The 10,145-nt window shown below is 70.4% G+C and carries 10 protein-coding genes; 7 read left to right on the forward strand and 3 right to left on the reverse strand.

The genetic code is table 11. From position 1 onward, the window contains the following. Positions 1 to 115 precede the first annotated feature (115 nt). The 5 genes from GT354_RS25495 to GT354_RS25515 are packed head-to-tail and all read left to right on the forward strand — an operon-like array spanning position 116 to position 4,325. Positions 116 to 1,579, forward strand: coding sequence for a sensor histidine kinase (locus GT354_RS25495; RefSeq protein WP_161358712.1), 1,464 nt, complete (start codon positions 116 to 118; stop codon positions 1,577 to 1,579). Next, a complete protein-coding gene (locus GT354_RS25500; RefSeq protein ID WP_161358713.1) occupies positions 1,576 to 1,983 on the forward strand; it encodes a roadblock/LC7 domain-containing protein in 408 nt (135 codons plus the stop codon). The genes GT354_RS25495 and GT354_RS25500 overlap by 4 nt, the downstream gene beginning before the upstream one ends. Next, positions 1,980 to 2,330 (forward strand): DUF742 domain-containing protein, encoded by a 351-nt coding sequence (locus GT354_RS25505; RefSeq protein ID WP_161358714.1) that lies wholly within the window; start codon positions 1,980 to 1,982, stop codon positions 2,328 to 2,330. Before GT354_RS25500 ends, GT354_RS25505 begins: the two co-directional genes overlap by 4 nt. Next, positions 2,311 to 2,955: an ATP/GTP-binding protein gene (locus GT354_RS25510; protein WP_161358715.1), complete on the forward strand. Its 645-nt coding sequence runs from the start codon at positions 2,311 to 2,313 to the stop codon at positions 2,953 to 2,955. The genes GT354_RS25505 and GT354_RS25510 overlap by 20 nt, the downstream gene beginning before the upstream one ends. Continuing rightward, positions 2,952 to 4,325, forward strand: a complete 1,374-nt coding sequence (locus GT354_RS25515) for a cytochrome P450 (RefSeq protein WP_161358716.1) — start codon at positions 2,952 to 2,954, stop codon at positions 4,323 to 4,325. Before GT354_RS25510 ends, GT354_RS25515 begins: the two co-directional genes overlap by 4 nt. Positions 4,326 to 4,552: 227 nt before the next feature. Here GT354_RS25515 and GT354_RS25520 read toward each other — a convergent pair whose 3' ends face one another. Further along, positions 4,553 to 5,029, reverse strand: coding sequence for a hypothetical protein (locus GT354_RS25520; RefSeq protein ID WP_161358717.1), 477 nt, complete (start codon positions 5,027 to 5,029; stop codon positions 4,553 to 4,555). Positions 5,030 to 5,218: 189 nt separating this feature from the next. Between GT354_RS25520 and GT354_RS56630 the strand changes: the two genes are divergently transcribed. Next, the gene (locus GT354_RS56630) at positions 5,219 to 6,226 is read left to right on the forward strand and encodes a winged helix-turn-helix domain-containing protein (RefSeq protein ID WP_161358718.1); all 1,008 of its coding nucleotides are present in this window, start codon (positions 5,219 to 5,221) and stop codon (positions 6,224 to 6,226) included. Positions 6,227 to 6,420: 194 nt separating this feature from the next. On the opposite strand, the gene GT354_RS25530 is transcribed toward GT354_RS56630, so the two are convergent. Then, positions 6,421 to 7,890: an MFS transporter gene (locus GT354_RS25530; RefSeq protein ID WP_161358719.1), complete on the reverse strand. Its 1,470-nt coding sequence runs from the start codon at positions 7,888 to 7,890 to the stop codon at positions 6,421 to 6,423. A 99-nt stretch (positions 7,891 to 7,989) separates the two neighbouring features. Between GT354_RS25530 and GT354_RS25535 the strand changes: the two genes are divergently transcribed. Next, the gene (locus tag GT354_RS25535) at positions 7,990 to 8,766 is read left to right on the forward strand and encodes a TetR/AcrR family transcriptional regulator (protein WP_346012167.1); all 777 of its coding nucleotides are present in this window, start codon (positions 7,990 to 7,992) and stop codon (positions 8,764 to 8,766) included. 93 nt (positions 8,767 to 8,859) lie between these two features. On the opposite strand, the gene GT354_RS25540 is transcribed toward GT354_RS25535, so the two are convergent. Then, positions 8,860 to 9,717, reverse strand: coding sequence for a class II fructose-bisphosphate aldolase (locus GT354_RS25540; protein ID WP_161358720.1), 858 nt, complete (start codon positions 9,715 to 9,717; stop codon positions 8,860 to 8,862). Positions 9,718 to 10,145 lie beyond the last annotated feature (428 nt).

Genomic DNA, 10,145 nt, shown 5'->3' on the forward strand with positions numbered 1-10,145 from the left:
ACCCGACCCGGCCCGGCCCGGCCCACTGGGTCCGGCCCCGGCCGACGGGCCACCGGGCCCGGGCGTCGAGTTCGCGTCGCACTGGCCGCACGACTCGTACCGACCAATTTCGAGGATGCCGATGGTTCTCGCTGGATCGTCCCCTGGAGGCCGACAGCCGGCACTCGCGTGGGTACTCCCTCTCGTCGTAACCGCCGCCTGCGCCGTGGCAGCCGTCGTCGCGGTCCCGGAGCAAGCGCGCGTCGCGGTCGCCGTGTGTGGTGCGTTCGCGACCGTAGCCGTCGCCGTGTGCGCCGCCGAGGCAGGCCGACGAGGCCGCACCATCACCCAGATGCACGCGCGACTCCAGCAACAGCAAGCCGGCCTCAAGCGCAGGCTCGCCGCCCAGGAGCTGGAGACGATCCGGCTCGCGGAGGAACTCCTGCCCGAGGCGGTCGGCCGGCTCCAACTCGGCGAGCCCCTCCAGGAGGTCATGCTCAAGGTCGCCCCGCACCCCGACGACCCCACCGAGTTCGCCGTCGCACACCGCAACGTCATCAAGTCGGTGATCGAGACCGTCAGCGCCGAAGAGGACATGCGCGAATCCGCGCAACGCGCGTTCGTCAACATCGCGCGTCGCGTCCAGGCCACGATCCACCAACAGGCCCAGGACATGCGCGACATGGAGGACCGGCACGGCGACGACCCCGTCGTCTTCCGCGACCTCCTCCACCTGGACCACGGCAACGCCCTGATCGGCCGCATGGCCGACAGCATCGCCGTGCTCGGCGGCGCCCGCCCCGGCCGCCAATGGGAAACCGACATCGGCATGTACAGCGTCCTGCGCGGCGCGATGTCGCGCATCGTGGACTACCGCCGGGTCAAACTGCACTCCGTCGTCGAGGTCGCGGTCATCGCGCGGCACGTCGAGCCGCTCATCCACGCGATCGCCGAACTCCTCGACAACGCCACGCGTTACTCGCCGCCGTCCACCACCGTGCACCTCAGTACCACCGAGGTACAGACCGGCATCGCCGTCGAGATCGAGGACGCCGGCGTCGGCCTGAGCGAGGAGGCCCGCCGGCGCGCCGAGCGGATCCTGTCCCTGGAGGGCGCCCCGCTCAACCTCGACGACCTCGGCGAGACCCCGCGCCTGGGCCTGACCGTCGTGGCCCGTCTCGCACACGTCAACAACTTCAAGGTCATGCTGCGCCCGTCGGCCTACTCCGGCGTACGCGCGGTCGTGGTGATCCCGCAGGACCAGATCACCCCGAACGTGCCGCCCATGTACCCGATGCCCGAACACCTGCAACACCTGGAGGAACTGCCCTCCCTGCACGACATGATGACGGACGCCTCGTCCGTCACCGAGCACGGCCCGAACGGACTTCCGCAGCGCCGCCGGCGCAGCCTGGGCGCCGTCCCGCGCGCCGCGTCGCCTCGCGACCAGCGCAGCACCTCCTCCCCTCGGCACGCGCTCGACGAGACTCCGCCCGGTCTGGGCCTCGACGCGTTCCTCAGTGGCATCAACGGCGAACCACCGCCCGCCGACCGGCGGTCCGGCGTCGGTGACGATTCGTGGGACGGGAGAGATCGATGACGGAGTACCGACCCAACATGGACTGGATGCTCGCCGATCTGGCCAAGAGCGTGCCGTTCACGCGCTACATCGTCCTGCTGTCGGCGGACGGTCTGCGCATGGCGCAACACAACACCGCGCCCGACACCGCCGACCGGCTCGCCGCCGCGTGTGCGGGGCTGCAGAGCCTCGCGGCGGCCGTGGCCTCCGAGTTTCCCAAGGGCGACGGGCGAATGCGCCTGGTCGTGATCGAGGTCAACGGCGGCTACTTCTACATGATGGCCGCCGGCGCCGGCGCCTACCTCGCGGTGCTCGCCGACGGCCAGGTCGACACCGGCCTGCTCGGTCACCGCATGCGCGATCTGGTGATCCGGATCGGTGATCACCTCACCAGTCCGCCCCGGCGAGACGGAGCCTTTCCATGAGCGGGCCGCGGCGCAAGCGCCGCGATTCATACCCCGAACGGCTGTACATGGTCGGGGAAAGCCCCGAAGCCCAGGCCCGATTGGATCTGGTCACGCTTTTCGTGGCCGAGCACGAGCCGACCCGCGGGATGGCCCCCGAGCCGACCGCGATCCTGCGGATGTGCGAACAACCGTTGTCCATGGCGGAGATCTCGGCGCACATGCGGCTGCCCACCAGCGTGCTCACGCTCATCCTCGGCGATCTGGTCGGGGGTCGGCACTTGGAGGCCCGCGCGCCCATCCCGGCCGCGTCGTTGCCCGACATCGATCTCCTCAAGGCGGTGATGCATGGACTACAGAAGCTCTGAGACCGTCGCCGACACAGGCGTGGAAACCGTCGCCGGCCCGCGGCCCGAGGACATGCTGCCCGCAACGGCCACCTCTGCGGTCAAGGTGGTGGTCGTCGGCGGCTTCGGGGTCGGCAAGACGACCCTGGTCGGCGCGGTCAGCGAGATCCGCCCCCTGACCACGGAGGAGACGATGACCCAGGCGGGCGTCGGCATCGACGACCTGTCGGGGGTCGAGTCCAAGACCACCACGACCGTGGCGATGGACTTCGGCCGGATCAGCCTCAACGAACGCCTCGTCCTGTACTTGTTCGGCACACCCGGCCAGGAGCGCTTCTGGTTCTTGTGGAACGGGCTCTTCGACGGTGCGCTGGGCGCGGTCGTGCTGGTCGACACCCGTCGCCTCGAAGTGTGTTTCGACGTCATGGGCCGGCTGGAGGATCGCGGAGTCCCGTTCGTCGTGGCGGTCAACTCCTTCCCCCGGTCGCCCACCTACTCGATGAGCGAACTGCGGACCGCGCTCGACCTCGACGACTCCGTACCGATGATCGATTGCGACGCGCGCGAGCGCGGCTCCAGCCGCGACGTGTTGATGGAGCTCATGCAATACCTCTACACGCTCACCACCAACCGGGAGACGCAATGACCGCTCCTCCCCCCGTCCCTCCGCCCGGCTGCCCCGCCCACGGGGGGACCGCCACCGAGGGCATCACGAGGTTGTACGGCCCGGAGGCCACCGCGGACCCGGTGGCGACGTACGAGCGCCTGCGAGCCGAGTACGGGGCGGTGGCGCCGATCCTGGTCGACGGCGACTTCCCCGGCTGGCTGGTGCTCGGCTACCGGGAAAACCTGGAGGTCATGCGCACCCCGAGCCGCTTCTCGCGGGACGCGCGCAACTGGCGCGACTGGCGCGAGGGCCGGATCCCGCCGGACGCCACCATCCTGCCGATCATGGAGTACCGCCCCGACTGCGTGTCCAGCGACGGCGCCGAACACCAGCGCCTGCGCACTGTGGTCACCGAAAGTCTCGACCGCTTCGACCACCGGGGCGTGCGCAAGCATGTACAGCGCATGACCCACGAGTTGGTCGACAAGTTCACGGCCGACGGCCATGCCGACCTCGTCACGCAGTTCACCCAGCAGTTGCCGATGCTCGTGATCGCCCAGCTCTACGGCCTTCCGGACGACATGGGCCCGCGCCTGGTCCAGGCGACCGCCGAGCTGATGATGCAAACCGAAAAGGCCCTGGAGTCCAACGAGTTCATTCTCCAGACCCTCAAGGACCTCATCGAGCGCAAACGCCGTGAACCCGCCCCCGACTTTCCGACCTGGCTGATCGAGCACCGCAACAACCTGAGCCCGGACGAGATCCTGCACCACCTGCGCCTGGTGATGGTCGCGGCGAACGAACTGACCATCCCGCTGATGTCGAACACGCTGCGCGTCGTGCTCTCGGACGACCGCTACCTGTCGTCCCTGGCGGGCGCGCGACTGGCACTGCCGAACGCGGTCGAACAGGTGCTGTGGGACGAGCCGCCGCTGTGGGTGATCCCGGGCCGCTGGGCCTTGGTCGACACCGAGCTCGGCGGCCGCAAGATCAAGGCCGGCGACCTTTTGGTGCTCGGCGTCATGGCCGGCAACGTCGATCCGCAGATCCGCGCCGACCTCACCGTCCCGGTCCACACCAACCGTGCCCACCTCGCCTTCAGCGGCGGCGCGCACGCGTGCCCGGGTCAGGACATCGGCCGAGCCATCACGGAAACGGCCCTGGACACCCTCAACGCCCGCCTGCCCGACATTCGCCTGTCCCACCCCGACCGCCCACCGGCCTGGCACGCGGCCACCTGGGCCCGTTACCTGACCTCCCTGCCGGTCGACTTCACCCCCCGCCCCTTGGTCGACCCGCCGGAATGGGTCCCACCCCCGCGCACCCCACGCCCACCCAGACACGAGGACCCCATCGAGCCCGTCCCGACGGGCTGGTGGTCCCGGCTCGCCGGTTGGCTGTTCGGCTGACCCCTGGCACGCCTGAAGAGCCGCGTCCGTGAAGCCCGGGCGAACGACAGGGGCACGGGCACCGGCCCGTGCCCCTGTCGTTGCCGCCTGGTCGCCAGGTCGCCGTGGTCGGCTCGGCCGAGCGTCCGCACTCCGTCGTCGGTGACGGTGGTGTCGAAGCGTGCCGCGCGGTCGCTCCGGGCCGGCCCCCGGGCCCGAAGCGGCCACACGCCTTCAGCCGGTCGGTTCTAGCCGTTGATGACCAGGTCCGCACCGGAACTGCCGCCGCAGAAGCCGGTGAAGCCACTGAGGTACTCCAAGGCATGGGTCCGCACGAGCTTGGTCGGCGTCGTGAAGTTCACGGCCGTCGATCCGTAGCTGTGCGGACCGATACTCCCCATCCAGGCGTCCGTGAAGTTGCCGTTGATGTCTATGAGCCGGATCGGCCCGGCGAACGATGCGCTGTGGTTGGTGCCGTTCCAGAAAGCCACCCGCGTGACGCGGAAACCGTTGCCGGAGTACTGCCAGGTCACCTCCATCGAGATACTGCCGTTCGCCTGGACCGGATTGCATTCCGAGCCGTAGTAGATCCGGTTGGTGCCACTGGGATTGGGGGCCTGCTGCTCTTGGGACGAGGCCGTCGCCGTGGAGGGAGTGAAGGCGGCGAGAGCCGCGAGGGCCAGCACCGTCAGGGGTCGGACGACGCGCTGCGGAAGAACGGACATGGACGATCGCCTCTCGTGGCCGGAAAAGAAACACGGTGTCCTCACGCGGTGCGCGGTGCGCCTCAGGTGAGGCGGATCCGCGGTGGGGACTCCTCCATCCTCAAGCTGCGGTCCTGCCGCAAGCGAAGCTTTCGAATATCCTCGAAACGTCAACAACACCAGGGGGTAAGGAAGTTGACCGGACGTTTCGTGAAGCTCGGAGACGTGGAGCAGGTGAACGTCAGGGTCAGCCGTCACCCCGGAGCGACCCTCTTCCCCCTCCTCCAGGACGTCTTCGGGCACCGCGTCCACGGTGTTCCCGCACTGTGGCGCGACACCGTGCGGCGCGCCCTCCCGCCGAGCGCGGCCGCCGTCGTCGGTCCCTTGTTCGCCTCGCGCCCGGGTTGGATCCCCGACCGCCTCGCACTGGTCCACGACCTCGGCACCCACGACATGACGGACCTCGAAGGGGAACTGGCATCGGCCGACCCCGCTCTCCTCGCCGAGGAGGTTGCCACCTTCTACTCGGCCGGGATCCCCACGGCCTGGCGCCCCCTGGTGGACGATCCCAGGAGGTTCGTCACCGCCTACCGGCAGCTCGTCGGCGCCGCGTGGACTGCCTTCACTCCCCTGTGGCGCGACGCGGACTCGCTCATGGGCAGGGAAACCGAACGTATCGGCCTGGCTGCGGTGACCGGCGGCCTCGACGGGCTGCTCACCAGCCTTGGCGGCCACATACGGTACGAGGAAGGCACTCTGAAGTTACCCCACCCCTGCCCGGGACATCTGGCCGAACTCGGCTCTCGGCCCCTTGTGCTGATGCCCCTGGCCTCCGGGTACACGGCCGGGATGTACGGAGCCGACCGAAACGACGCCCTCTGGATCGCCTACGCCGTCCCCGGGCTCGGCCGCATCACGGGACACCGGGGACACCCTGGACGCAGTGACCGAAAGGCCGGCCCCGACGGACTGTCCGTGGTGCTCGGTCCGGTACGCGCGGAGATCCTGCGCAGCCTGCCCGGTACGCCGACCGTCAGCGAACTCGCCCACCACCTGCAGGTCGGCGTGAGCACGGTGACATACCACTGCGGACAACTCGAGGCCGCCGGCCTCCTGTGCCGGGAGCGCCACGGCAGACGAGTCCGCGTGCTCCCGACCGACCGCGGCAGCGCCCTCACCCAACTACTCTCGGCACCCGCCCCGCCGGCAGCCGTGTGAGCGGGCGACCTGTGACCGTCGTAGTGCCTGGGCATCCGGACGGAAACGCGTCCCTGCCGGGCGAAGTCTCCGGTGGTGAAGGCGCTCCCGAGTCTCACCCCGCACACCGCGGCGGGGTCCGTCCGTAAGCCGCCCCTCCCCCGCCACGGCGCCCCCGAACACCGCGGCGGGCCGGGGCCCGATTCACCTCGCCCTCACTCCTCCCACGCCATGGCCGGCTCGTTCACCCCCGGCGCGGAATGCGCCCGAGGCAGCAGGATCCACGCGCCGGCCGCCGCCGCGACGAGGATCGCGCCCGCCACCGTCAGCGCGACCGTGAACCCGTGCACCGTCGCGGCGTCGGCCGCCCCCGGCCCCGCGCGGTGCCCGGCCAGGTACGTGGCGGTGGCGCTCGTCGCGACGGTGTTGAGCAGGGCGGTACCGAGCGAGGCGCCCAGTTGCTGGGCGGCGTTGTAGGTCGCCGAAGCGGCTCCCGCGTCGACCGGGGACACGTCCGCCGTGGCCAGCCCGATGGTCGGCGTCATGACGAGGCCCATGCCGAGGCCGGTGAGCACTTGGGCGGGGATCAGGTAGAGCCAGAAGACGTTCGAACTGTCCGACGTCAGTTGCGTCAGGATCAGCATGCCGACGGCCGCCGCCAACAAGCCGGGTACGACGATCGCCACCGGCGCGACCCGTCCGTGCAACCTCCCGGCGATCAGCATCGACGCGACCGCCGCGCTGACGGCGTTGACGATCAGGGTGAGTCCCGCCTCGACCGGCGAGTACCCGAGGATCGTCTGCGTGTAGTAGCTCATGAACAGGTAGAACCCGAACATCGCGACGAACATCAGCCAGATCGTGACGTACGCCGCGCCCCGCGCGCGGTGCGCCAACACCCGCATCGGCAGCAACGGTTGACGGGCCCGTCGCTCGACCACCACGAAGGCCGCCAACAGCAGCACACCCGAAAGCAGCAACCCCGACACGAGCGGATCGCCCCAACCGCGCGGCTCCGCCTGGTTGAACGCGTACACCACGGCGACGAAGCCGCTCGCGCTCAGCAGCACACCCGGGACGTCCATGCCGCCGGCGGTACCGCCCGGCCCATCCCGCTTCACGAGCGGAATCGCCGCCAGCGCGAGCAGCGCGATCGGGACGTTGATGTACAGGCACCACCGCCAGTCGGCGTATTCGGTCAGCAGCCCCCCGGCGATCAGGCCGACGGCCGATCCCCCGGCGCCCACCGCCGCGAAGGTTCCGAACGCCTTGCCCAGCTCACGCGGGTCGGTGAACGTCATCGTCAGCAGCGACAGTCCGGCCGGTGCCAGCGCCGCGGCGAAGCAGCCTTGTAAGGCCCGTGCCGCGAACAGCATTTCCGCGTTCGCGGCCATCGCGCCCAGCGCGGACGCCGCGGCGAACCCCACCAGACCGACCGTGAACGTACGCCGGTGACCGAACGCACCGCTCACCCGCCCACCGATCAGCAACAGCCCGCCGAAGGCCAGCGTGTAGGCGGTGACCACCCACTGCCGGCTGGTATCGGACATGTCGAACTCGTGCTGCGCCGACGGCAACGCGATGTTCACGATCGTCGCGTCCAGCACCACGAGCAACTGGGCGACGCTCACCACCAGCAGTGTCCACCACCGCCGGGAGGCGGCTCCCACCTGGGTTTTCTCCATGACGACATCCCTTCTCAAACAACGTTCGAGCTCTCGAACGTTGTTCAGTCGTGGGCACGCTACTACACTCGCCGCACCGGTCGGGGCGACGAGTTGGGTGTGAATTTCACTGTGAATGGCGAGCACGAACGCGATCCGCAAGGCGACGACGACGTGCGCAGCGTCTGGTTGCGGCCGCGTCGTATCGGCCGGGGGGAACCGCCGCTGACCCTGGCGCGCATCGTCGACGAGGCCGTCGCGCTGCTCGACGACGAGGGGATCGACCGCCTGACGATGCGGCGTCTGGCCGACCGGCTCAAGGTCAGCGCGGGTTCGCTGTACTGGCACGTCGACACCAAGGACGACGTGATCGACCTGGCCGTGGACGCGATCTTCGGCGAGGCCCCGCCGGCGGCCGATCCCGCCGACCGGCGGGAGGACGGCGGCCCGGCCGAACACTGGCGCGCCGATGTCACCGCGGTACTCACCGCGTGGCGGGCCGCGATCCTGCGTCACCCGTGGGCGGTCGCGCTGCCCGCTCGGCGACGCCCGTCCATCGGGCCGAACTTCCTTGCCTGGATGGAGTTCCTACAGGCCACGCTCGTCCGGGCCGGCTTCACCGAACGGCACCTGTTCGCGGCGACCTGGGCGCTCTACAACCACGTCATGGGATCGACGGCGTCCCAGTCCAGCCTGCAACTGTCCGACAGCGAACGCCGAACGGGCCACCGACAGTTGCAGGCCGACCGCGACCGATACCCGACGCTCGCGGCCCACGGATACCTCTTCGACGACGACTGGGACGGCTCCTTCACCACCGGCCTGCGCTACCTACTGGACGGCTTGGAAGCCCAAACCCCCACCCGACCGACCGATCCCAGCCCGCCCGGCGCTTGAGGACGACCCCAAGCCCGGCACGAGGGCCGGGCCCCGACAGTCCCGGCCCAACCGGCACTTGCGGACAACGCAAAGGCCGACCGCGACCAAGCCTTACCCCCGCCCGGCAATCAGTCGCAGCAACTGCCCCACCGTCTCGACCGTGGCCTCCCGCGCCGACGCCAGCGCGGGTCGCGGATCGGCCTTCCCCGGGTCAGCCGCCAGGCGATCCCGCAACGTGCCCGTGTACGCGATGTTCAACGCCGTGCCGACGTTGATCTTCGTCATGCCCGCGGCGACCGCGCGCCGCAACTCGTCGTCGGGAACGCCGGACGAGCCGTGCAGCACCAACGGAACCTCGACGGCCGCACGCAGCCGCGCGATCAGGTCGTGGTCGAGTGTCGCCGTCCGATCGAGCATCGCGTGGCTGCTGCCGACCGCCACCGCCAACGCGTCGACGCCGGTGGCCCCGACATAGGCCGCCGCCTCGTCGGGATCGGTACGGGCCCCCGGCGCGTGCGCGTCGAGCGCGGGCTGGCCCGGTTTCCCGCCCACTTGGCCGAGTTCGGCCTCCAGCGTGATTCCGCGCGCGTGCGCCCACACCACCGCCTCGGCCGTCGCCGCCACGTTCGCCGCGTACGGCAACCGGGAGGCGTCGAACATGACCGAGCTGATTCCGGTCCCCTCCGCCGCGACCAGCAGGTCGAAGGACTCCACGTGGTCCAGGTGCAGCGCGACCGGGACCACCGACTCCTCCGCCAGCACCCGGCACGCCGCGGCCAACGGGCCGAGCCTGCCCCGCCGAAAGCGCACCGCGTTCTCGCTGATCGCCACCACCACCGGCAGTTCGGCGGCCTCGGCGGCCATGATCACCGCCTCCGCGTGTTCGAGCGTGATGACATTGAACGCCGCCGTGCCGACCCCGACCGCCCGTGCGGCGTCGGTCAGTTCGGCTGTCGTGGTCAAAGGCATGCCGGTTCTCCCAAAAACGTGATCGAGGCCGCGGACGAGGCCCCGAAGGACCGCCGCCCGGGGCAACAGCACCTACACACAAGGCGTCCACACCATCGGGCCGCCGACCGCCCACCGAGCGATCCCACGACCGGAGACGCCCAGTCCCACACCCTCGGCACGCCCCCTCGCGAAACCCGGGCCCCCGGAACCGACGCCACGGACGACAAGGACGCCGCGGACGCCACCGAGGACTCCGCCGCCACGCACCACACCGCCGGCGCGGACGCCGCCCACGCCGTCACCGGGGCCCTCGTCACCCCACCCCCCGCACCGACTCGACCCCCACCCGCGCCGCCAACTCCGCGTACACCGACGGGTCCACATCCCCGGCAGCCGGCGCGGCCACCGCCGCCGCCGACAGCGCCACCGCGTCCCGCAGTCGGGCC

This window comes from Streptomyces sp. SID3343, from assembly GCF_009865215.1.
GTDB lineage: Bacteria > Actinomycetota > Actinomycetes > Streptomycetales > Streptomycetaceae > Embleya.